Here is a 21,804-nt window from a genome sequence, read left to right on the forward strand (position 1 = left end):
AATGACAGCGACAATACCGGACGAATTTATCGAGGCATTTGACCGCGTATGGCACCTGCCGTCGGGCATGGACATCAACACCATACTTAAATTACCCGAATTTCTGCTTCTTCGGAACACGGCAGATAAGCTTTGCTATGCCAAAATCAAAGGAAACTTTTTTGATCCCTTTCTGCTTCGTGGACTCCAAAAACTTGGGGTTCCCTGCTTGTTTCCTGCCGGCTCCCCGCTCGCCGCCACGGATAGATCTGATACGGCCGCAGGCTGTTACGAGGCATTAATGAAGCACCACACGCATCATATCTATCTCTGCCCGCTCGATTGCGCTGGCGATATACCGCAAATTAAGACGGCCAACGCAAGTATCAGGCGCTTCAGTAGAAGTGAGCTGGATGAGCTGCTGAATTCTTTGCCGCAGCAAAGACAGCTTGGGTACGCCCATGCAGATACTGCGGGTTTATCGCAGTTTTTGTGGTTGGTGGTCAGTCATGATGAGGCGCTGTGTGCAGAATTTGCTGAACGCTACTGGTTTTGGAATGCCAGTAAGGAAATTCCAGGAACGGTCTATCCCTACAAATACCATTATCCGGAAGCCGTGGAAGGTGCCATTTTTTTATTGCTGTTGGCCATCTGGGAAGAATGGCAACTTAACGAAGAATACCACTGGCGCCCCTTCGATATCCCCTGGGTGCATACGCTCTCAGACGATATTTTTTGGCAACAACCCCCCATCCCGTCAGCCGCCTCACTCACCTGGGTACCTTATACATATCAGGATGAAAATACGGACTGCCAGGAGTATGTGGCTCCCTACAAATACAATTACAGCCTGACCAGTGACCAACTGATGCCTTTTGTTGACACTCACGTCTTCGAGCGCCTTGAAACGGCCATAACCAATGGCCTCATCAATATGGCGGCTCGTCATCAATTTGTGAAAGCGTTTCGGTCCGATGGCGTTGACGAGTTCCTGGCTCATATTGTCGTGATTGACGCCTGTGTTGGCGAAAAATCAGTGAATAAGACACTGGAAAAAGAGCTCAAAGATCTTGGTGGTACTGGTAGATTAAAACACAGGTTGGCGGGGTTACTTAATGATGCATCTGTCAAAGAGAAGTTGCACGTCCTGTATAAAGCCCGTAGTAACTATGTGCACGGCAATATGCTTGAGAAAATTCCAGGTGAACACATTCTGCAAGCACGTATCCTGGCCAGAAAAACACTGAACGCCATTATTACCGAAGCAGGTCAATCGCCGGGATTAAAACGGGATGAGTTTCTTGACAATGTTCTGCGAAGAGGATGGAAGCTAAATCAAGGCGGGTAGTGGATGCCACCACGGCGATCAAGGCGGCACTGGCCGCCGCCGTACTGATGACGAATAATACGCGGGAGTTTGCGCGGGTGCCGGGCCTGGTGCTGGAAGACTGGGTGAAATAATCCCGAAAAAAATTTCGTTACGGAGACGAGAGAAATGAATGCTGAACACACGGACTACGGCTGGCTTTTCAGAGAACCGGCTGAAGAAACTGACGGCGATGTTGTTATTGATCTGGAACACCTTCCTCAGGAGCTTAAACTGGCCGCTATCCAGATTTTGCTGGATCAGATTGACCGTGAAACGGCAGAAAAAAACTGGCAGAAGTCATACAGCAACTCGAGTTTGATATCACCGCTGCCGAACTGTCAGCGTATCTTTTTAAACCGGGCCATGCCTGAAAGATGGCCCGGTCGTGTTATCAGTGAAGATCGTGAGCGGACTTCACTGCTGCGGCTGGAGCAGATTACAGAGCTGTGCCTCTGGCAGGTACCTTCAATGTAGTGATATCGACGCCTTCGAGTTTATTTTGTTGCTTCACTCTTTAAGACTGTCGATGCTTTTTCCGGACTGACAGCCAGCCACACCGAAACGCATACAATTAACGCTCCGATAATAAATCCTTGGTTAATGGTTTCCCCCAGAGCCAGATATCCCCACAACACAGCGAAGGGGGGAATTAAAAAAGTAACTGTGAGTGAACGTAAGGGGCCGATATCAGCGATAAGCCGGAAATAGAGTATGTAGGCAAATGCGGTACAGATCGCTCCTGCGGCAATGACGCTTATCCATGCCTCTTGCTGTAACCAGTTAACGGTCGGTCCACTATGGGTGCTCCATATAAAAAAGGGTAGCAAAAAAAAGGACGCACCTATCTGACTACCGAAGGCCACGATTTTAGGATCGAGTCCACCTTTGTTTGAAATCCAGCTACGCGTCAGAAAACCGGCGGTCGCATAGCAACTGGTCGCGATGAGGCAGGCAATAACGCCGGCAATTTGTTTCTCAGCTGACAGGGGTTCACCAATTGTGGCGATCGCGATGATCCCGACAATGCCCAGGAGCATGCCAGCCCATTTTCTGAAGGTTAATTTCTCTGCAAAAAATGCAAACCCAATCACCGCCCCCATCAACGGCGTTGTTGCATTCAGAATGGCTGAATACCCAGCCGGTAACCATTTGGCAGCCAGGCAATACATCAGGAAGGGTAATCCTGAATTAATGACGCCAAGCATCACTGAGGACTTAAATTTATCTTTAAAGTCAAAAGAAGATTTAAAGATAAATAAAATAACCGCGAGGCCTGTGAAACCAAAAAAGACGCGCAAAAAAGCCGTGTTAATAGCGCCAAACTGCGGTACGGCTATGCGCATAAAGAGAAAACTCGCGCCCCAGATAGCGGCGAGCAACAATAACCGAAGATAATCAGCAATGCGCATAGCGGTTCCTTTTATTTGAATGAGAAGTCACAACGTAACTGTGAAACAGGGCGGGCGTACTGACAAACAAGATTTTTGTTTATACTTAAGCTTTTCTAATTCATGAATTCGTGTAGCCGATGAAAATGCCACCTTTACATGCGCTTATGTGTTTTGAGTCTGCGGCAAGGCTGATGAGTATGAAAGCGGCTGCCGATGAGTTATGCGTAACATCCAGCGCGGTCAGCCAACAGATTGCGAAGCTGGAAAGCATGACGAACAGCCGGTTGTTCATCCGTAGTCCTCGCCGTCTCGAACTGACAACCGAAGGACGCATCTATCTGCGGGCGATAAGGCCGGCTTTCAATCAGATAGCAGAAGCAACACAGCGCTTAATGAATGAAGGAAAGGCAAACAAAGTGACGGTCAGTTGCACAAGTGGTTTTGCCATCCAATGGCTCCTGCCGCGGCTGCCTGCATTTGAAAAAGCTAACGCGGGCGTGGAAGTGCAAATCAGTACCACCAACAGGCAGGTTGATTTACTGTCTGAAGGGATTGATTTCGCCATCCGACACGGGGCTGGTGACTATCCCGGGCTGGAGTCTGAGTGCCTGATAAACGATAAACTCCTCCCTGTCTGTAGCCCCCGGTTAATCGCATCAGAAGACGAGCTCTCATCACCGGGCGATATGGCTGAATACACGCTGCTGCACGATGAACACCGGCTGGACTGGGCTCTCTGGTTTCGTGCTCTGGGTATTAGCGATCTGAAGACAGACACGGGGCCCGTTTTCATCGATTCCAACGGCGTGATTGAGGCCGCAATCGCGGGCAAAGGTATCGTGCTCGTGCGCAGTTCTCTTATTTGTGAAGAACTGAAGAGTGGTTTGCTGATTAACCCGCTAAAAATACCGGTTGATACCCCGATTGCGTACTATCTGGTGTACGACGAGTCCGCGGTCTTGCAGAAGATATGCCGGCGTTTCCGTGACTGGATAACCACGACCGCGACCAAAGAATTTCCCGCGATAGACAAGAGGGCTAAATAAAGAAGCTGGCTCCAGTTCTGTCCGTACTCTCTCTGAATCCCCTGTGGCGTGGGGAGTAAATGGGGAGATATTCGTTTCCCCGCTGAAGACACGTTGCTGCTCGAATACAGCAGACCTGACGGCGGCAGCCCGTTTTATCAGAATTTGACGGTCACCTGATTGCCGAGCACCCAGGCGTTTTTAATCTCTTCGCTTCCTCCCGGATGAACGAGCAGCTGCAGGTTAGGGCGCACGGTCAGCCATGGCGTCGCGCGAAAGCTATAATGCAGCTCTGCGGCATACTCGGCTCTGCGAACCGGAACATACAGAGGGTTATCATAATCATCGATCCCCCGCATCTGGTTCAGGAGCTGCGCCCGACGGGCGACTCTGTCGTTGGCGTGCATTTTACTGACGCCGAAGCTGATAAAGTCCTGCGGACGGCTGGCGAAAGGGCCTTGATAAATGGCTCCGGCCTGAATCTGATAGTCCATTGTCGCCGTATCTTTATCATTCATTGCCAGATGCCCGAAAAGGCTAAGGCCACGTTGGCGCTGGCTGCTCGAGTAGGTCAGCTGCTGGACGACATAGAGATAACCTCCGTAGCGGCCGTCGTGTCGCCGGGCGGCCTGGTGCGTGAGCACATAGGGATCGCCATTGTCATCATCCAGCACATCATTGGCGTCCGCCGTGTTATACCATCCCCCGAGTTTCCAGATGCCGGGGAGTTTTGCCGCGCCGAGAGTAGGTCGATATCCCAGTTCAAAAAGGTACATGTACCCCAGATGCCCGGTACCATCCAGCTGGAAGCTTCCGTGGCGGGTGGCGTAGGCAGGATTGTACTGAAACGCGCCGGCCTGGACGTAAAGCGCCGGGGCAGGGCTGTATTTAATACGGCCGCCCCACTGGCCTATGGGGGTGTTATACCAGACGCCGCTGCCGTGGCCGGCTAAAGAGCCGCACAGCGACAGGTTTTGAAAAAAGCAGCCGTTGTTATCAAAATCCTCTCCCGGCGGCATCAGGCCCACCTTGAGATCCAGCTTTTTATCCCACCCGGTTTTTTTGAACCAAAACTGCGTCGCGTGCCATGTTTGCCCCCGACCGTAGTTGCTCTGAACACCGGAGCCTATTACCGGCGCGCGCGGATCCTGAAGGCGATCCTGAGTCAGATCTCGCCCGTTACGATTATTCACCGACGCTTTAAATTCACCGTCGTGAATACCTAAAATCTTTTCCAGATCCATATTTACGCCGAGAATATACTGGTCGCTGTAGCGCAGGGTTTTATCGCGATCGTAACCGCCGGAGATATTCGTGGCCGTCATTGCGCTATATTCCAGCGTAAAATCATAACCATGACGGCGCAGATCCGTACGCACGCCTCCCCATTCTCCGGTCATGTTTTTTGCGGTGGGAGAAAAAAGCGTCTCGTTGGCCAGCGTCTGTAAAGGGTGTAGTAAAGCCAGCAGCATCGTGCCGCTGTGGATGAGTTTGTTCATGTTTTTACCGCCTGTTAATGATCCAGGTCTATGAATAATTCCCGGTAAGGCGCAGCTGAATCAGCCGACTGCGCCGACCTCCCGTCAGAGGTGGCCCCGCGCTTCCCGGAGCCACAGGCCGTCTATGGCGACAGCTCTTCTAACGATTTTCCTTTGGTTTCAATGGCAAAAAGCCAGGTAATTAAGCCGCCAATCAGCGCAATGACCGCGAAAGTAATAAACACAAAGCGGATCCCGAAGCCGCTGACGATAAAACCGACCATCAGTGGGCCGATGGACGACCCCGCCCGGAGCCATGCGCTGGAATACGCGGTGCCGATAGCGCGCAGTCGGGTGGGATAAAGCTCTGCCGCGTACAGATAAAGCGAGAAAGCGATGGTCTGCAGAATGGCGTAGGTCAGGCTGCCCAGAATCAGAATTTCAACGGCGGATTTCGCGCCCAGAACGGAGAGCGTAATCAGCGGAACGATAGCCAGTAAAAAGGCCCATGTGTACCAGCGTTTGCGCCCGACGCGGTCGATCATCAAGGCGCAGATCACTGAAGCCACGACGCCACAGGAAGAGGTGATCCAGCCGTAGGCCAGACTGGTATCGAGGGAGAGGTTAAACCAGGTTTTGTAGAGGGTTGGAAACCAGGTGATCATTCCGTTGTTGACGCTATAAACCGTCAGCCACAGTCCCCAGAGCATAAAGGTGCGGGATTTATAGATACCGCCAAAGAGGGCTTTAACCCCTTCCGGAGCCGCTTTTTGCACCGCGGGGGCTTTTATTTCCGGTTCGGGCAACGTCATCCCGCGCCTGATGACCTCTGATTCCAGCGTCGATACGATGCTGTCCGCTTCCTTCAGCCTCCCTTTTGCGGTCAACCAGCGCGGTGATTCCGGCATGAGCCAGCGCAGGGGAACGGTCAGCGCGGAGGGGACTAAGCCAATTAAAAACATGACCTTCCAGCCATAGATGGGCACCAGAAAATACCCCACCAATCCGGCAAACATCATGCCGATAGGGAAAATCACTTCATACAACAAAAAGAAACGCCCGCGCTTTTTGGCACCGACAAATTCATTGATATAGGCGCTGGCAACGGGGACTTCCGCACCGATACCCACCCCCTGTAAAAAGCGAATAACAAGAATTGACCAGCCGTTCCAGGCAAAAAGGCAGACCGCATCCATGAGTACGAACATGATGATGGTGATACGCAATACGCCGATGCGGCCTATTTTTTCCGCCAGCGAGCCGAAAAACAGGGCGCCGCACAGCTGGCCCACGTAGCTGGCCGCAATAATAAGACCGACAAACGTCGGCGTGAGACCCCACTCCTGAGTAAGCTGGGGGAGCGCAAAAGCGATAGCAATAATGGTATAGGCATCGAAAAACGTCGATAAGCCGACGATAACGCGGATCGCTTTCAGCCGTCGGGTGATGGGGAGGCGTTCCAGCCTTGCCAGCAGCGCGTCTGGCGTGGACGCCGTTCCGCTGGCAACGGCGTAATCTGAAGCAATGGCCTGAGTTGACATAGTATTACCCTGTTAAACGTTGTCTGGGGCATACACGTAAGGTTCTGAATAACCACAGGGCAACGAACCCTTATTCATCGACGTGCTGCATATAATGCTGTCCTGATGTGTTTATGATAACGTTACTGCAATCGATTTCACTTGCAGCTAATCCTTTGCTGGATTCGCCGCTAAGTCAATTACGCCTGTTGTATAAATGTCGAGCAGTTCACAATCTGAAAAAACTCACGCGCAAAAAGGCGAAGCGGTGAATGCAAAGCAAAATGGATAAGAAATGTGAATTAACGACCTGCCGAATGAACCCGGCAAAGTGAAGCACCATTCCTTTTGTCCGGGCGAGGTTTGACGTAAGATCCTTTAACCCCACGGTTTGCACGATGGTATCCGTTGAACGGGCAACACGGATTTTTACCCGCATTGATGAGTTGGAGCAGCAGATGGATCAAGAAAGTGAACTGAACGATTTGCCGGAAAAAAAGCTGGCGACAATGCGGGATGTTGCTCGCGCTGCGGGCGTGAGCGTCTCGACCGTTTCGCGCGTACTCGATGAACGGTTACCCACCTCGCGCAGCGCCTCGGCAGAGAAAATTCGCCAGGTGGCCCGTGAGCTGGGCTACCGTCGGGACTATGTTGCTTCCAGCCTGCGCCGGGGCGATACCGGAACGCTTGGCGTCCTGGTGCCGAGGCTGACCGATGCCGTTACGGCGATGCTTTTCGAAGAGATAGCCAGGGCGGCGGCCAGGCGAGGCTATTTCGCGATTGTTGCGACCTGCGGTGATAGCAAGGATCAGGAGAAAAACGCCGTGGAATCGCTGCTGGATCGCCGCGTGGATGGGTTGATCATGTCCACCTGCCGGCTGGACGATCCTTTGCCGCAAACCCTGCGTGAACGGGATGTGCCCCACGTTCTGGCGCTGCGTACCGACGGTTTTAGCCCCTCATCGGTCGGGGACGATGAGCTTGGCGGCTATCTGGCTACCCGACACCTGATTGATTTAGGCCACCGCGATATTGGCCTGATTGGCGGCCCTGATTTTGCCTCCAACGCGCGCAACCGGCGTAAGGGCTTTGAGCGGGCAATGCAGGAAGCCGGGCTCAGGATCGAAGCGGAATGGTGCTGTCATTCAGATTTTAATATCGCCTCGGGGGAGCAGCAGGGAATGAAAATTCTCAGCCAGCCTCATCGCCCGAGCGCGCTATTTGCCGTCAATGACGAACTGGCGATCGGCGTCCTCGCGGCCGCGCACCAGCAGGGGCTGGTGATTGGCGAAGATCTCTCCCTGGTCGGTTACAATGATATTCCCCTGGTGAGCAGACTGCCCGTGGCGCTGACCTCGGTCAGAACGCCGCTGGAGCATATCGCCAGCAATGCGGTTGATATGTTATTGAATCCAGAGATAAATAATAACATGCGGATTACCACGCCTTCCCTTATTCCCCGTAAGTCTACCGCGTCTCCACGTAAATAATCCCCCTGCGATCCTCCCCCGACTTTCCAGGAGAAAGCGGGGAGGGTTGAATTTTGTATAACGGATCTCATCCCGGATGCAGATCGCGGTTTAGTTTGTGATCTGCGTTGCATTTTTAACCAACATGGCGTTGACGGTTTTATTTTTGAGGTTCAATGTCAACGTCGTGAAAACGATTGCAGAAACGATTTCACTTCCGTTTCAAAGAATCGCTTAACCGTAAACAAATGCTTACTCATCAAGGAGATATTTATGATTAACATCGATCTGAGAGGTTTGACTCCGGCTCCGGTTACACCCTTCACTCGCGATGGACGCGTAGACTATGATGCCATTCAGCGCCTCGGCAGCTGGCTGGGCAGCATCGACGGGGTGAAAGGTCTGGTGGTGCTGGGACACGCAGGGGAGGGGACTTTTCTGACCCAGGAAGAGCAGGCGAATGTGATCCGCGCATTTGTGAAGTCCGTGGATGATAAGCTTCCGATTATTGCCGGCATCACCGGGGAAGGGACGGAAGTGGCTGCGCTGGAGGCGAAGCGCGCCGTTGCCGCCGGCGCATCCGCCGGTTTGCTCTATCCTTCCCACGGCTGGCTGCGCTTTGGCTATCAGGATGGCGCGCCTCAGGATCGCTACCGCGTGGTGTACGAAGAAAGCGGCCTGCCGCTGATTCTTTTCCAGTATCCGGATGTCACTAAAGCCACCTACAACCTGAAAACGCTGCTGGATATCTCCGCGCAGCCGGGCGTATTTGCCATGAAGAATGGCGTACGTAATATGCGCCGCTGGGATACCGAAATTCCGGTTATTCGCCGCGAGCGTCCGGATCTGCAAATCTTAAGCTGCCACGATGAATATCTGCTGCATACCGCCTTTGATGTGGATGGCTTCCTGGTCGGCTACGGCAATATCGCGCCTGAGCCGTTAATTGAAATGATTAAGGCGGGTAAAGCGGGCGATTACGTTAAAGCGCGTGAGCTGCACGACCGACTGCTGCCGGTGACCAAAAGCGTCTACCACCGCGGTTCGCACATGGAAGGTACCGTGGCCCTTAAACATGCTCTGGTTGCGCGCGGGATCCTTGAACATGCCACCGTTCGCTCACCGCTGCTGCCGCTCGAAAATGGCGCTGAAAAAGAGATCCACGACGCCATGCGCGCCGCTGAGCTGGGCCGCGTCGGTTAATTTATTCTGCGTCTGTTGTTAATCCGCAATGCAGAAATATCGCTTACTGTATTGCGGATCATCGGTTACTTCGCCCCGGTATTTTTTGCTGCTCTTCATCATAACGTCGGGGCTTTCACCTCTGTATATTGCTGGGTGATTTATGAAACTATTAAGCTTTCGCGTTAATGATAAAAACAAATATGGCCTGGCGACCGCTGACGGCGTCATCGATCTGCAGGCGCGGTTTCCTCAATATGGCAGCCTGCTGGAATTTATACCGCATCTTCATCTTGTTGATACTCTGCCGCCGTCTGCGAAACAGGCGAACTATTCTTTCGACGAGATCGCTTTCCTGCCGGTTATTACTGAACCGAAAAAAATTATCTGCGCTGGCGTGAATTATCGCGATAAAAATGCTGCCGGTAACGAGAAGCCCTCTAATCCTGTGCTATTCATCCGCTTTGCGGATTCACAGACCGGGCATCTGGCACCGCTCCTCAAGCCGGAACGCAGCAATCAGTTTGACTATGAAGGCGAAATGGCGCTGGTGATGGGCCGTGGAGGACGCAATATACCAGAGCAGGAGGCGCTGCATTATGTTGCCGGCTACAGCTGCTATATGGATGGCTCCGTGCGCGACTGGCAGCATGCCTGCTTTACCGGCGGCAAAAACTGGCCAGTGACGGGCGGCTTCGGCCCCTGGCTGGTGACCGCGGACGCTATCCCCGACCCGCAAAATCTGAATATTACTACCCGACTGAATGGCCAGACGGTGCAGCAGGATAATACGGGCAGCATGTTGTATTCAATTGCCGAACTCATTGCGTATATCAGCACCTTCAGCGCGCTCTCTCCGGGAGATGTCATTCTGACCGGCACGCCCGGAGGCATCGGAAAAAAACGTACCCCGCCGCTCTTTATGCAGCCCGGGGACAGGGTGGAAGTCGAGATTGAGCAGATCGGATGCCTGATGAATAGCGTGCGCAGCGATGCCGCGGTAGCGCGATAAGTTATCGTTTTGTATCTAAAAACAGGGTGAGAGCGCGTTTGCCCGGCGGCCAGGACTTGCAGGCCATTTAATCATGTAAAGGGTTAATGCCGGACAGGGAGCCGTGGAGGCAATATATGATATTGGTTCAGTTTCTGGTGGTGCTGCTGTTTCTGTACATCGGCATGCGGGTCGGGGGGATCGGCGTGGGGTTTGCCGGCGGCGCCGGCGTGATTGTCCTCAGCGCGCTCGGCGCCACGCCGGGTGATATGCCGATGCTGGTTATCGTATTTATCATGGTGGTGATCGTGGCGATTGCCGCCATGCAGGAGGCCGGCGGTATTGAATACCTTGTTGACCTCACCGAGCGCCTGCTGCGCCGCTATCCGCGATTGTTAGTCATCACCGCGCCCCTTTCCACCTGGCTATTAACCATGATGGCCAGCACCGGGCAGGTCTCTTTTGCCTGTATGCCGGTGATTGTCGGCGTGGCGAAAGAGAACAATATAAAGCCCACCCGGGCGCTTGCTCTTTCGGTCGGCGCCTCTTTGCTGGGCATTGTGGCGTCGCCCATTTCTGCGGCGGTGATTTTCTTCTCGGGGATTCTGGAAAAGGGCCATTCTGGCTGGGGCTATATTGAGCTTATCGCGGTATCAATCCCGTCCACCTTTCTGGCGCTGCTGGTCACCTCCGTTTTTTACCTGTGCTGGGACAGGATCCGCCAGCAGGATCGGCTCAATGACAATCCGGTTCAGGTGCAGGCAAGGACTGCGCGGGCGATCCCGCCCTGCGCCGGTCGTTCGGTGCTGATTTTTATCGTCGGGCTGGTTGTGGTGCTGGTTTATGCGATTGTCACCAGTCCGAAACTCGGGCTGATTGCCCATCCGGTCATGAGCAGCGGACAGGCGCGGGTAGGGGTGATGATGGGCGTTGCGCTGCTGATTGTGGTGTGCTGCCGGGTTAACGTACACAAGGTCCCGTCCGGCTCGGTGTTTAAAACCGGGATGACCTCCTGCATCTGTATTCTCGGCGTCGCCTGGCTGGGTTCAACCTTTATGGACAGTAATCAACAGTGGTTGCAAAGCGCGGTCTCGTCACACTTGCTGGATTCGCCCATGATGCTGGCCATTATTATTATGGCGGCCTCATGCTTCTTGTATTCTCAGGCGGCCTCCACAAAAATTTTATTCCCCGCCGCGCTGAGTATGGGCGTTGCCCCGGCTATTTTGGTTGCCTGCTTCCCGGCAACGGCTTCTCTTTTTATTCTGCCAAACTATCCGACGCTGCTGGCGGCGGTAGAGCTGGATGATACCGGCTCCACCAGACTGGGCCGACATATTATCGATCACCCTTTTCTGCTGCCTGGCCTGGCATCGGTCCTGCTTTCAATGCTCTTCGCCGCGGGGCTGGCTTATTGGATTCAGTGAATCGCCTGAGGCTTTTACTTTGAATACCTCCGAAAACAAAGCGGTTCACCGTCGGTGAACCGCTTTTTTCGATATCAGGCTGCAAGATCTTTCATCACCTGAATAAATGCCTGAGAGACAGATTCTTCTTTATGGTGATGCCCATCCTCAATCACCCAGCGTCCGCCAGTCATCACCGCGGTAATGGGATTAGACGAGCAGGCGAAGATCCAGCGGTTGAGCAGCATCTGGTCTTCTGCGCTGGCGATAAAGGGATTCTGGCTATCCAATACGACCAGATCGGCCCGATATCCTACGCTTAGATGGCCAATGTTTTGGCCCAGCGCTCTGGCGCCGCCTCGTAGCGCCCCTTGATACAGCACGTTGCCGACGTGAGGCTCGCCTGGGACGATGAGCCGGTTACGGCGCTGGGCTATCAGGCGCTGCCCGTATTCGAACCAGCGTAAATCCTCGCTGACGCTGACGCTAATGTGGCTGTCGGAACCAATTCCCCAGACGCCGTTATGCTCCAGATATTGTGGGCCAGGGAATATGCCATCGCCGAGATTGGCTTCGGTGGTCAGGCACAGGCCGGCCACCGCACCGGATGTGGCGATCTTCATCGTTTCCTGAGGCGTCAGATGAGTGGCGTGGATCAGGCACCAGCGCGAATCCACGGGGAGATGGTTGTACAGCCACTCCACCGGGCGCTCGCCGGACCAGGCCAGGCAGTCATCCACCTCTTTTTGCTGTTCAGCAATATGAATATGAATCGGCTGCTGGCCAGGATGGCAGGCCAGAATGGCGCCAATCTGCTCCGGCGTAACGGCCCGTAATGAGTGGAAGCACAGACCGGTACGCTGCATTGGCTCGCCGGCCAGCCGCGATGTGAGCGACTCGTACATTGTCAGATAGCTGTCGCTATCGTTGATAAAGCGGCGCTGTCCAACGGAGGGCGGCTGCGCGCCAAACCCGGCGTAACTGTACAGGACGGGCAGCAGCGTCAGGCCGATGCCGGTATGTTTCGCCGCGCTGGCGATACGCAGCGCTAATTCCGTCCGCTCTTCATAAGGCGCGCCGCTGCTGCTGTGATGCAGATAGTGGAATTCGGCGACCGAGGTGTACCCGGCTTTCAGCATTTCGATGTACAGATAGCTGGCGATGGTTTCCAGCTGTTCTGGCGTAATTTTATCTACCAGCCTGTACATCAGATCCCGCCAGGTCCAGAAGCTATCCGACGGGTTTCCCGCCACCTCCGTTAACCCGGCCATCGCCCGCTGGAAGGCATGGGAGTGCAGGTTCGGCATACCCGGCACGACGACACCTTTGATGCGCGTCGCCTGCGGATTCGGCGCTGCGTTCTTTTCCAGCGCGGTTATGATGCCTTCTTCGGACACGGTTATGCCGACATTATTTGCCCAGCCATCAGGCAACAGCGCTTTTTCTGCCAACCAGACTGCCATTTTACCACCTTATTATCAGTGCTAATGTATATACATGTACATATATATACATCTAACAGGTCATAGAGTAAACTGACAACGTCAGCATATGAGGAATGGTTAATGGCGCGTAACGACCTGTCAAATTCGGATTCCATGGATGAGTTACTTGAACATCCCGCCCCCTTTTATGAAAGGGTAAAGGCCATGATCAAAACCAAGATCCACAGCGGGGCATGGCCCGCGAATTACCGTGTTCCTTCTGAAAGCGAGCTGGTCACGCTGTTTGGCTATAGCAGAATGACGATTAACCGCGCGTTGCGAGAACTGACCGCGGAGGGCTTGCTGGTGCGGATGCAGGGGGTCGGTACTTTTGTCGCCGAAATTCGCGGCCAGTCGGCGCTGCTGGACATTAACAATATCGCTGACGAAATCGCCAGCCGTGGCCACCGCCACCACGCCAGAGTCTTCAGACTGACGGAAATCGAAGCCGATGCCCAGCAGGCATTCAGCTTCGGCATGCAGCAGGGTTGCGGTCTGTACCATTCGCTGATTTGCCATTATGAAAATGGCGTACCGGTTATGCTGGAAGACCGACTGGTGAATATGCAGGTTGTGCCGGACTACCTGCAGCAGGATTTTACACGTATCACGCCGAACGCCTATCTCTCCTCAATTGCCCCGATTGTTGAAGGCGAACACGTTATTGAAGCGGTCAACGTCACGCGGGCCGAGTGTGTTTACCTGGAAATTGATGAACATACGCCTTGTCTGCTGGTCAATCGTCGGACGTGGACCGGCCGACAGGAGAAGAAAATCGTCACCAGCGTGCGCCTGGTCTATCCCGGTCCGCGTTACCGCCTGGAAGGGAGCATGCGTAAATGATCCGTCTGCTCCCTGCCGGGTTGTATACGGAAATGCCCTGGAAAAACGGCCAGGGCGTGACGCGCGAAGTGGCCCGCTATCCGGAGGCGGGGGAATATGACTGGCGTATTTCCCTGGCGACCATTCGCCAGCCTGGTCCGTTCTCCGCATTTCCCGGCTACCTGCGCAATATCAGCGTGCTGGAAGGCGGCGGGATGTACCTGACAATCGATGGGCAGCGCAGCGCATTGATTACGCCTTTCCAGGCGCTGGGGTTTAACGGCGCGAGCGGCGTATCCTGTGAGATTGTCGGCGGCCCGCTGCTGGATTTTAATGTGATTTACCGGGAAGCCGCTCTGCGGGCGACGGTGAGCTGGTGCGGGGCGGGGACGTGGTCGCATCAGGGCGGACTGCGGATATTGTTTAATGCCGGGCCCGCGCTGCGGGTGAGCGTCGGCGACCAACGCTATTTACTGGAACATTACGACAGCCTGCTGGTGGATGAAGCGGTGGCGCTGGTTATCCAGGACTCTCCGGGCGCGCGTCTGGCCCGCATCACGCTGATTCCCCTTTAATCACGCCGCAGGCTCCTTCTGCGGCGCCTGTTGTCACTCCTCTTCGCACAATGCCTGCAGCATCGCGCTGAGTTCGCCCTGATGAATCAGGGCGCGTAGCGCATGTATATCGGGGTAGAGCAGCGTATCTTTATCCCGGAACGGCACCGCCTGACGCACTCTCTCCAGCGTCGCCTCGCTGCCCACGGCGGCACGCAGCGGGCGATGGAACTCCAGCGCCTGACAGGCGCACAGCAGTTCGATGGCGACGATGTCCACGGCGTTTTCTACCGCCTTAAGCGCTTTGCGTGCGGCGGCAACCCCCATGCTGACATGATCTTCCTGACCGGCGCAGGTGGATACCGTGTGGATACTGGCCGGGCCGGCCAGACTGCGGTTATCGCCCGCCAGCGCAGCGGCGACGTAGGGTGGGATCATCATCCCGGAGTACCCCGAATCCGGCGAGATAAGAAAGGCCGGCAGCCCGCTGAGATGCGTATTGGTTATTCGGTCGCAACGGGCCTGGGAAGCGGTGCTCAACTGGGCAATCGCAACGGCCAGCGTATCCAGCGCCAGCGCCGTTGGCGCACCGTGACCGTTGCCCCCGGGCATCACGATAAGCCTGTCTTCTTCTACCAGAAACAGCGGATTATCGGTCACCGAATTGAGTTCGATGGTCATAATCTGCCGACAGTGGGCCAGCTGGTCGCGCACCGCGCCGTGGATCTGGGGGATACAGCGTAAACTAAGCGCGTCCTGAACCCGGTGGTCGCGATAACGCGCCAGGATCTCGCTGCCTTTCAGCAGGCGGCGCAGGTTTTGCGCGGTTTCCTGCTGTCCGGGATGAGGGCGCAGGGCGTGCAGGCGGGCATCGTAGCCGCGCGTATTGCCCCGCATGGCCTCGAGGCACATCCCGCCCGCCATATCGGCGACGGGGAGCAGACGCTGGAAATCCGCCACGGCCAGGCAGCCCAGCGCGGTGATCTCATAGGTGCCGCCGACCAACGCGTGACCCTCTCTGGGGCCGGGAACATAGGGCGGGATACCCGCCCGCGTCAGCGCCTGTTGCGCCGGCAGCAGTTCTCCCTGATACCAGCATTTGCCCTCGCCGAAGACCGCAAGGCCGATATGGGCTGTGGCAATCAGGTAACCGACGGAGCCGCTGGCGGGTGACCACGGCGTGACCTGACGGTTCAACATATCGGCGATACGCTGCGCCAGCGCCGGGGTGACGCCGCTGTATCCCTGCAGCAGGGATTTTAACGTCACCGCCATCATGGCCCGCACTTCACGCACCGTCAGGTCCGGACCGACTCCGCAGGCGTGGCTGCGCAGCATATTCAGCTGAGTATCCGTCATCCTGTCCGGGGACAGCCGGGTGGTGACCAGATCGCCGACGCCGGTCGTCAGCCCGTAGATTACCTGGCCTTGTTCAATGGCGCGCTGAATACGGCTGCTGACCCGCGCCATATTATCCAGCGCGGCCTTCTCCAGCGCGATCGGCGCGCCGTCGGCAATCCGCACTATCTCATCCACAGTACCCGGTGCCTGCCCGAGGGTAATGCTGCCGTTCAGAGGAGTTGTCATGTCTGCGACCTTATTGGCTAAATCCGTGTTTTACCAGCCACTGATGCGCGATATCGTCGATGCTGACAAATTCGGCAATTTTCTCGTTCATGTCGATCAGATCTTCAGTCGTTAGCTGAGCAGATACTTTATTCAGCGTGGTGGTCACGGCGTCATTCAGCGCTTCACTGGCGACGATTGGCACAATATTTTGCGCCGCGAACAGATGTTTTGTGTCTTCCAGCACGACAAGGCGATCTTTTTTGATTGCTGGCGAGGTTGAAAGCAGATCGGCGACCTGGACCTGGTTATTTTTCATGGCGCTGAGCGTCAGCGGCCCGCCGACATCCAGCACTTTAAAACTCTTAAAGTTCAGCCCGTACACGTCGCGCAGGCCGGAGAGCCCCTCATGGCGGGTTTTCCATTCCGCCGGGCCGCCCAGCACCAGCTGGCTGGCAACAGGCTGTAAATCGGCGATGGTTTTCAGTTTATATTTATCGGCGGTTTTCTGCGTCACGGCCAGAACGTCGATATCCTGAGCCTGGGAGATCTGCAGCATTTTAACTTTCTCCGGCAGCTTAGCGGCCAGCTCTCTGGCGACGTCCTCACTACCGTGTGCCGCATTTTTCGCATCCAGATAGCTCAACAGCGCGCCGCTGTATTCCGGGATCAGCGTGATGGAGCCGTCCAGCAGCGCCGGGATATACACTTCGCGGCTGCCGATGTTCAGCTTTTTCTCCACCGGGATATTTTGCGCTTCTAACGCACCCGCATAAATGGTGCCCAGCAGTTGGCTTTCCGGGAAGTCTGCAGAACCGACAATGACTTTCGGCGCGGCCCAGACCGATGAGGTCGTCGACAGCAGCAGCGCTGAACACAGCGTCAAAATACGTTTTTTCATATTCATTGAGGTATCCTTTTGAGCAGTGGAATGAGGTTATGGGTTTTTAATACGCCGGGTAATACCGGGTGAAACGACTATTTTTTGCGAGAAAGAGAACAAGCAGTCGATCAGTAAAGCCAGTAGCGCCACCAGCATGGCGCCGGCGATCATCTGGCTGAAATCGTTCGCCGCGCGTCCGTCAATAATCAGACGTCCGAATCCCCCCAGCGAGACATAGGCTGCGATGGTGGCGGTGGAAATAATCTGCAACGTGGCGCTGCGCACGCCGGAGAGGATCAGCGGAAGCGCGCAGGGCAACTCCACCTTTAGCAGGATCTGCAGCCGCGTCATCCCCATGCCGCGAGCGGCATCAAGGACATAGGGATCGAGCGCGCGAATACCTGCATGCACACCCAGCGCAATCGGCGGGAGCGCCAGCGCCACCAGCACCAGAATACAGGGCAGAATAAAGGCCATATCGGACTCAAACTCGCCGGAAAGTAAAATCACCAGCAGAATAATCAGCCCAAATGAGGGCAGGGAGCGCAGGGCGTTGGTGGTACCGATGAGCAGGCCTTCCCCTTTACCGGTATGGCCGGTGTAGCAGCCGACGGGAAACGCGATGATAAAGGCGATCGCCAGAGCGACAGCGCTATAGCTGATGTGCTGCGCCAGAAGGGGGAAAATGCCGCCCTCACCAAACCAGTGGATGGGATCCATAAACCAGGTAAGCATAATTATCCTCTCTGAGGTTGCCAGCGGCTGAGTTGGCGAGTGGCGTAAACCACCAGCATATCCAGCAGCAGCGCCAGAATGATGCTGAGCGCGATCCCGGCGATGATGGGAGTCAGAAATTGCAGCTGGAAGCCCAGGGTAAACAGCGAGCCGAGCTGCGGTGCGCCGATTAATGCCGCGACGGAAACGATACTGACGTTAGACACCACGGCAACGCGCAGGCCGGAACCAATCACCGGCACGGCCAGCGGCAGGTCGATCTGGAAAAACTGCTGGGCGGGTTTATACCCGAGCGCTGCCGCGGACTGACGGGTATCGGCCGATACGGAGTCCAGCCCGTCGCAGACGGTGCGAACCAGCAGCGCAAAGCTGTAGATGGTCAGTGCGACCACAACATTAATGGGGTCCAGAATCTGCGTGTGGAGCAGCGGGGGCAGCAGCACAAACAGCGCCAGGGAGGGAATGGTATAGAGTAGGCCAAACAGGTTAACGATCGCCGACTTGACCGATGGCAGGTGGTGAATGCCCCAGCCTACAGGGATCGCCAGAATTAACCCTATCACTACCGGCACAATTGCGAGATAGCTGTGCCAGAGAAACAGGTTGAAGATTTTATCGCTCTGCGCCCATAGCCAATCGAATCTCATGCTCCCTCCTGGCGTGTGGATTTACACATGTCGAGTACTTGATCGAGGTGGATGGTCCCCTGCGGGATTTGCCGTTCATCGACGATCACGGCCCGATGGTTGGGCGAGCTCAGCGCAGCGTCCAGCAAATGGCGCAACGGGCTCCCCTGCTGGTGGAACGTCGCCCCCAGATTGATGTTGTCGTGGGTAATTGCTGTTGCCGGCTGATGGGTGTCGAACCAGCCAAACGCTTTGCCGTTTTGGGTAACCAGCAGCCAGCGGTCGATGGCCATCTCTTTGGCCTGCTCGAAGGAACAGTCCAGCTCGGCATAGGGCTCGTTGCGTAACCCGGTTTCTGTGTCGGCGGCGTGGAAACTCAGTTTGCGATAGCCTCTGTCTTTGCCGATAAAGTCCGCCACAAAGGCGTTTTGCGGCGTATTGAGCAGTTCGCCTGGGGAGGCCATCTGCGCCAGCTTGCCGCCAGGTTTAAGTACCGCGACCAGGTCGCCGAGCTTCATGGCTTCATCAATATCGTGAGTGACCATAATGATGGTTTTGCTCACCTCTTTCTGAATACGCAAAAACTCTTCCTGCAGCTGTTCGCGGACCACCGGGTCGACCGCGCTGAACGGTTCGTCCATCAACATAAACTCCGGGTCTGCCGCCAGGGCGCGGGCAACGCCCACGCGCTGCTGCTGGCCTCCGGAAAGCTGCCAGGGGAAGCGTTTGGCGATTTGCGGATCCAGACCGACGACTTCCAGTAATTCCCCGGCTCTGGCTCTGGCTTTACTTTTGGCGGCGCCGTTGAGAATCGCGGTGGTGGCAATGTTGTCGATAATGTTTTTGTGAGGGAATAAACCTGCATTTTGAATGACATAGCCAATACGGCGGCGCAGTTGCACGATATCCATTTGCTCGGTGGCTTCGCCGTTAAGCAGGATTCGGCCCGATGACGGTTCCACTAACCGGTTAATCATCCGCAATGAGGTGGTTTTTCCACAGCCCGAAGGGCCGACAAATACCGTAATTTTGCCACCCGGCGCTACCAGGCTAAGGCCATCTACTACGACCGAACCGTTGTCGTAGTGCTTAGTCACATTCTGGAAGGTAATCATCTTCACGCCTCTGATTGTTGTGTGTGGTGTTCCCGAATGCAGGGGAGTCACGCGACAAAATGCTGCTATGTATAATCTTGTATGTACAACTAGCAAAACTTGTGCCACTGCCAGAGGGATACGCAATAAGATGGTTATTTAGTGATTTTAAAACAATCGCTTATAGTGTGTTTGCGTTATCTGGTACTGCCGTCTATGGCGAGATAAGAAGTCATGACGAGATAGAAAATGCACTAGTGTTATCTTTTTGTGATGTTTTAGTGCACAAAAATAAGGCAGAGAGCTGTATTTTTGCACCAAAATGGCCCATCATCACGGTGTGTTCACGAGTGTATAGCGCAGCATGTCCTTCTGTTTTTATGTTAATTTGTTGAATTTTATTGGTTTTATAAATTAATTTCTAACCTGGCATCCAATATGCTTATCATGTATATACAATTAAAATGCAAATAACAAAACTAACAATTAATTAACATATGACAGGTAACGGATAAGAAGGTAAAGCGCATGAGTAAACAAGCAACCCGTTTTCGCGATGTTGAAATCAGAGCCCCGCGAGGCACTAAGCTGAACGCAAAAAGTTGGTTCACAGAGGCGCCGCTGCGCATGCTGATGAACAACCTGGATCCTGATGTCGCCGAAAATCCAAAAGAGCTGGTGGTGTACGGCGGTATTGGCCGGGCGGCCCGCAACTGGGAATGCTACGACAAGATCGTTGAGACCCTGAAGCAGCTCAATGATGATGAAACGCTGTTGATCCAGTCCGGTAAACCGGTGGGGGTTTTCAAAACCCACGACAATGCCCCGCGGGTGCTGATCGCCAACTCCAACCTCGTACCGCACTGGGCAAACTGGGAGCACTTCAACGAGCTTGATGCACAAGGTCTGGCGATGTACGGGCAAATGACGGCCGGCTCATGGATCTACATCGGCAGCCAGGGCATTGTTCAGGGCACTTACGAAACGTTTGTGGAAGCCGGGCGCCAGCACTATAACGGTAGCCTGCGCGGACGCTGGGTGCTGACTGCGGGTCTGGGGGGAATGGGCGGCGCCCAGCCGCTGGCCGCAACCCTGGCGGGAGCCTGTTCGCTGAATATTGAATGCCAGCAGTCGCGTATCGACTTCCGTCTGCGTACCCGCTATGTCGATGAGCAGGCCAGCGATCTGGATGACGCCCTGGCCCGCATCGCCCGCTATACCGCAAAAGGAGAAGCGGTATCCATCGCGCTGCATGGCAACGCGGCGGAAATTTTACCGGAGCTGGTAAGACGCGGCGTGCGCCCGGATATGGTGACCGACCAGACCAGCGCACACGATCCCCTCAACGGTTATCTGCCGCTGGGCATGAGCTGGGAAGACTACCGCGCTCGCGCGCAGTCCCACCCGGTGGAGACGATCCACGCGGCGAAAGCCTCAATGGCCGAACACGTTAAAGCCATGCTCGCCTTCAGGCAGCAGGGCATTCCCACCTTCGATTACGGCAACAACATCCGCCAGATGGCGAAAGAGATGGGGGTGGAAAACGCTTTTGACTTCCCAGGCTTTGTTCCCGCCTATATTCGTCCGCTGTTCTGCCGGGGGATTGGCCCATTCCGCTGGGCGGCGCTTTCCGGCGATCCGCAGGATATCTACCGCACCGACGCGAAAGTTAAAGCGCTAATACCCGATGATGAACACCTCCACCACTGGCTGGATATGGCCAGAGAGCGCATCAGCTTCCAGGGGCTGCCGGCCCGGATCTGCTGGGTCGGCCTGGGACAGCGCGCCCGGCTGGGCCTGGCGTTTAACGAAATGGTCCGCAGCGGCGAGCTGTCGGCACCGATCGTGATCGGCCGCGATCATCTTGACTCCGGCTCCGTTGCCAGCCCTAACCGCGAAACGGAAGCGATGCAGGACGGCTCCGACGCGGTCTCCGACTGGCCGTTGCTGAACGCGCTGCTGAATACCGCCAGTGGCGCGACCTGGGTTTCCCTGCACCATGGCGGCGGCGTAGGGATGGGCTTCTCCCAGCACTCCGGCGTCGTCATTGTATGCGACGGCAGCGATGAAGCGGCGGAGCGCATCGCCCGGGTGCTGAGCAACGACCCGGCCACCGGTGTGATGCGCCATGCGGATGCGGGTTATGACATCGCGATTGAATGCGCCAGAGAGCAAGGACTCAACTTGCCAATGATTGCGGACTAATTTCTCCGGCGAAGGGGACAATGTA

Annotated in this window: 19 protein-coding genes and 1 pseudogene; 11 read left to right on the top strand and 9 right to left on the bottom strand. The window is 55.2% G+C overall.

The window, feature by feature from the left end; all coding sequences use genetic code 11:
- Window position 1: 1 nt before the first annotated feature.
- The 3 genes and pseudogenes from F8562_RS19185 to F8562_RS29330 all read left to right on the top strand — a co-directional run bounded on the left by F8562_RS19185 (window position 2) and on the right by F8562_RS29330 (window position 1,822).
- Window positions 2-1,327, top strand: coding sequence for a hypothetical protein (locus F8562_RS19185; protein ID WP_176394013.1), 1,326 nt, complete (start codon window positions 2-4; stop codon window positions 1,325-1,327).
- A pseudogene (locus F8562_RS29325) lies at window positions 1,318-1,440 on the top strand (VapC toxin family PIN domain ribonuclease); the annotation flags it as partial. The gene F8562_RS19185 and the pseudogene F8562_RS29325, both read left to right, overlap by 10 nt.
- 34 nt (window positions 1,441-1,474) lie before the next feature.
- A complete protein-coding gene (locus F8562_RS29330; protein WP_014837497.1) occupies window positions 1,475-1,822 on the top strand; it encodes a hypothetical protein in 348 nt (115 codons plus the stop codon).
- A 20-nt stretch (window positions 1,823-1,842) separates the two neighbouring features.
- Here F8562_RS29330 and F8562_RS19190 read toward each other — a convergent pair whose 3' ends face one another.
- Window positions 1,843-2,757: a DMT family transporter gene (locus tag F8562_RS19190; RefSeq protein WP_014837498.1), complete on the bottom strand. Its 915-nt coding sequence runs from the start codon at window positions 2,755-2,757 to the stop codon at window positions 1,843-1,845.
- A 119-nt stretch (window positions 2,758-2,876) separates the two neighbouring features.
- On the opposite strand from F8562_RS19190, the gene gcvA reads away from it, so the two are divergent.
- Complete coding sequence (gene gcvA / locus F8562_RS19195) at window positions 2,877-3,785, top strand: transcriptional regulator GcvA (RefSeq protein ID WP_094909182.1); 909 nt, start codon at window positions 2,877-2,879, stop codon at window positions 3,783-3,785.
- Between the two features lie 137 nt (window positions 3,786-3,922).
- On the opposite strand, the gene F8562_RS19200 is transcribed toward gcvA, so the two are convergent.
- Both F8562_RS19200 and F8562_RS19205 read right to left on the bottom strand, forming a co-directional pair.
- On the bottom strand, window positions 3,923-5,263 hold the full coding sequence (locus F8562_RS19200; protein ID WP_014228059.1) for a carbohydrate porin: 1,341 nt from the start codon (window positions 5,261-5,263) through the stop codon (window positions 3,923-3,925).
- A 122-nt stretch (window positions 5,264-5,385) separates the two neighbouring features.
- Window positions 5,386-6,783 (bottom strand): MFS transporter, encoded by a 1,398-nt coding sequence (locus F8562_RS19205; RefSeq protein ID WP_014837500.1) that lies wholly within the window; start codon window positions 6,781-6,783, stop codon window positions 5,386-5,388.
- 437 nt (window positions 6,784-7,220) lie between these two features.
- Here F8562_RS19205 and F8562_RS19210 point away from each other — a divergent pair, with 437 nt between their 5' ends.
- The 4 genes from F8562_RS19210 to F8562_RS19225 all read left to right on the top strand — a co-directional run bounded on the left by F8562_RS19210 (window position 7,221) and on the right by F8562_RS19225 (window position 11,831).
- The gene (locus F8562_RS19210; RefSeq protein WP_004848002.1) at window positions 7,221-8,252 is read left to right on the top strand and encodes a LacI family DNA-binding transcriptional regulator; all 1,032 of its coding nucleotides are present in this window, start codon (window positions 7,221-7,223) and stop codon (window positions 8,250-8,252) included.
- 252 nt (window positions 8,253-8,504) lie between these two features.
- Window positions 8,505-9,434 carry a dihydrodipicolinate synthase family protein gene (locus F8562_RS19215; RefSeq protein ID WP_004848004.1) on the top strand — a complete coding sequence of 310 codons (930 nt, stop codon included), beginning with the start codon at window positions 8,505-8,507 and terminating at the stop codon, window positions 9,432-9,434.
- A 142-nt stretch (window positions 9,435-9,576) separates the two neighbouring features.
- The gene (locus F8562_RS19220; RefSeq protein ID WP_094909183.1) at window positions 9,577-10,425 is read left to right on the top strand and encodes a fumarylacetoacetate hydrolase family protein; all 849 of its coding nucleotides are present in this window, start codon (window positions 9,577-9,579) and stop codon (window positions 10,423-10,425) included.
- A gap of 116 nt (window positions 10,426-10,541) precedes the next feature.
- On the top strand, window positions 10,542-11,831 hold the full coding sequence (locus F8562_RS19225; protein WP_004848008.1) for an anaerobic C4-dicarboxylate transporter family protein: 1,290 nt from the start codon (window positions 10,542-10,544) through the stop codon (window positions 11,829-11,831).
- A 74-nt stretch (window positions 11,832-11,905) separates the two neighbouring features.
- Here F8562_RS19225 and F8562_RS19230 read toward each other — a convergent pair whose 3' ends face one another.
- Window positions 11,906-13,273 carry a formimidoylglutamate deiminase gene (locus F8562_RS19230; protein ID WP_032693200.1) on the bottom strand — a complete coding sequence of 456 codons (1,368 nt, stop codon included), beginning with the start codon at window positions 13,271-13,273 and terminating at the stop codon, window positions 11,906-11,908.
- Window positions 13,274-13,375: 102 nt separating this feature from the next.
- Between F8562_RS19230 and hutC the strand changes: the two genes are divergently transcribed.
- The gene (gene hutC / locus F8562_RS19235; protein WP_004848014.1) at window positions 13,376-14,137 is read left to right on the top strand and encodes a histidine utilization repressor; all 762 of its coding nucleotides are present in this window, start codon (window positions 13,376-13,378) and stop codon (window positions 14,135-14,137) included.
- A complete protein-coding gene (locus tag F8562_RS19240) occupies window positions 14,134-14,691 on the top strand; it encodes a HutD family protein (protein WP_014837503.1) in 558 nt (185 codons plus the stop codon). Before hutC ends, F8562_RS19240 begins: the two co-directional genes overlap by 4 nt.
- Window positions 14,692-14,724: 33 nt before the next feature.
- Here F8562_RS19240 and F8562_RS19245 read toward each other — a convergent pair whose 3' ends face one another.
- From F8562_RS19245 to F8562_RS19265, 5 genes are read right to left on the bottom strand one after another with little or no spacing between them, the layout of a single operon-like run.
- On the bottom strand, window positions 14,725-16,257 hold the full coding sequence (locus F8562_RS19245) for an HAL/PAL/TAL family ammonia-lyase (protein ID WP_094909184.1): 1,533 nt from the start codon (window positions 16,255-16,257) through the stop codon (window positions 14,725-14,727).
- Window positions 16,258-16,267: 10 nt separating this feature from the next.
- Entirely contained in the window at window positions 16,268-17,143 is an 876-nt protein-coding gene (locus F8562_RS19250; RefSeq protein ID WP_094909185.1) for an ABC transporter substrate-binding protein, read from the bottom strand.
- A 30-nt stretch (window positions 17,144-17,173) separates the two neighbouring features.
- Window positions 17,174-17,854, bottom strand: a complete 681-nt coding sequence (locus F8562_RS19255; protein ID WP_014837506.1) for an ABC transporter permease — start codon at window positions 17,852-17,854, stop codon at window positions 17,174-17,176.
- A gap of 2 nt (window positions 17,855-17,856) precedes the next feature.
- Window positions 17,857-18,501 carry an ABC transporter permease gene (locus F8562_RS19260; protein WP_004848024.1) on the bottom strand — a complete coding sequence of 215 codons (645 nt, stop codon included), beginning with the start codon at window positions 18,499-18,501 and terminating at the stop codon, window positions 17,857-17,859.
- Window positions 18,498-19,595, bottom strand: a complete 1,098-nt coding sequence (locus F8562_RS19265) for an ABC transporter ATP-binding protein (RefSeq protein WP_014837508.1) — start codon at window positions 19,593-19,595, stop codon at window positions 18,498-18,500. The genes F8562_RS19260 and F8562_RS19265 overlap by 4 nt, the downstream gene beginning before the upstream one ends.
- A gap of 507 nt (window positions 19,596-20,102) precedes the next feature.
- On the opposite strand from F8562_RS19265, the gene hutU reads away from it, so the two are divergent.
- Window positions 20,103-21,779 carry a urocanate hydratase gene (gene hutU, locus F8562_RS29515; RefSeq protein ID WP_014228068.1) on the top strand — a complete coding sequence of 559 codons (1,677 nt, stop codon included), beginning with the start codon at window positions 20,103-20,105 and terminating at the stop codon, window positions 21,777-21,779.
- The last annotated feature ends 25 nt before the right edge of the window (window positions 21,780-21,804 follow it).

The sequence above is a fragment of the Klebsiella sp. RCJ4 genome (genome assembly GCF_009025755.1).
Taxonomy (GTDB): Bacteria; Pseudomonadota; Gammaproteobacteria; order Enterobacterales; family Enterobacteriaceae; genus Klebsiella; species Klebsiella michiganensis.

Excerpts from the sequence above, each read along its gene's own strand:
- F8562_RS19185 (WP_176394013.1), top strand. The coding sequence starts at position 2 with ATGACAGCGACAATACCGGACGAATTTATCGAGGCATTTGACCGCGTA.
- F8562_RS29330 (WP_014837497.1), top strand. The coding sequence starts at position 1,475 with ATGAATGCTGAACACACGGACTACGGCTGGCTTTTCAGAGAACCGGCT.
- F8562_RS19190 (WP_014837498.1), bottom strand. The coding sequence starts at position 2,757 with ATGCGCATTGCTGATTATCTTCGGTTATTGTTGCTCGCCGCTATCTGG.
- gcvA (WP_094909182.1), top strand. The coding sequence starts at position 2,877 with ATGAAAATGCCACCTTTACATGCGCTTATGTGTTTTGAGTCTGCGGCA.
- F8562_RS19200 (WP_014228059.1), bottom strand. The coding sequence starts at position 5,263 with ATGAACAAACTCATCCACAGCGGCACGATGCTGCTGGCTTTACTACAC.
- F8562_RS19205 (WP_014837500.1), bottom strand. The coding sequence starts at position 6,783 with ATGTCAACTCAGGCCATTGCTTCAGATTACGCCGTTGCCAGCGGAACG.
- F8562_RS19210 (WP_004848002.1), top strand. The coding sequence starts at position 7,221 with ATGGATCAAGAAAGTGAACTGAACGATTTGCCGGAAAAAAAGCTGGCG.
- F8562_RS19215 (WP_004848004.1), top strand. The coding sequence starts at position 8,505 with ATGATTAACATCGATCTGAGAGGTTTGACTCCGGCTCCGGTTACACCC.
- F8562_RS19220 (WP_094909183.1), top strand. The coding sequence starts at position 9,577 with ATGAAACTATTAAGCTTTCGCGTTAATGATAAAAACAAATATGGCCTG.
- F8562_RS19225 (WP_004848008.1), top strand. The coding sequence starts at position 10,542 with ATGATATTGGTTCAGTTTCTGGTGGTGCTGCTGTTTCTGTACATCGGC.
- F8562_RS19230 (WP_032693200.1), bottom strand. The coding sequence starts at position 13,273 with ATGGCAGTCTGGTTGGCAGAAAAAGCGCTGTTGCCTGATGGCTGGGCA.
- hutC (WP_004848014.1), top strand. The coding sequence starts at position 13,376 with ATGGCGCGTAACGACCTGTCAAATTCGGATTCCATGGATGAGTTACTT.
- F8562_RS19240 (WP_014837503.1), top strand. The coding sequence starts at position 14,134 with ATGATCCGTCTGCTCCCTGCCGGGTTGTATACGGAAATGCCCTGGAAA.
- F8562_RS19245 (WP_094909184.1), bottom strand. The coding sequence starts at position 16,257 with ATGACAACTCCTCTGAACGGCAGCATTACCCTCGGGCAGGCACCGGGT.
- F8562_RS19250 (WP_094909185.1), bottom strand. The coding sequence starts at position 17,143 with ATGAATATGAAAAAACGTATTTTGACGCTGTGTTCAGCGCTGCTGCTG.
- F8562_RS19255 (WP_014837506.1), bottom strand. The coding sequence starts at position 17,854 with ATGCTTACCTGGTTTATGGATCCCATCCACTGGTTTGGTGAGGGCGGC.
- F8562_RS19260 (WP_004848024.1), bottom strand. The coding sequence starts at position 18,501 with ATGAGATTCGATTGGCTATGGGCGCAGAGCGATAAAATCTTCAACCTG.
- F8562_RS19265 (WP_014837508.1), bottom strand. The coding sequence starts at position 19,595 with ATGATTACCTTCCAGAATGTGACTAAGCACTACGACAACGGTTCGGTC.
- hutU (WP_014228068.1), top strand. The coding sequence starts at position 20,103 with ATGAGTAAACAAGCAACCCGTTTTCGCGATGTTGAAATCAGAGCCCCG.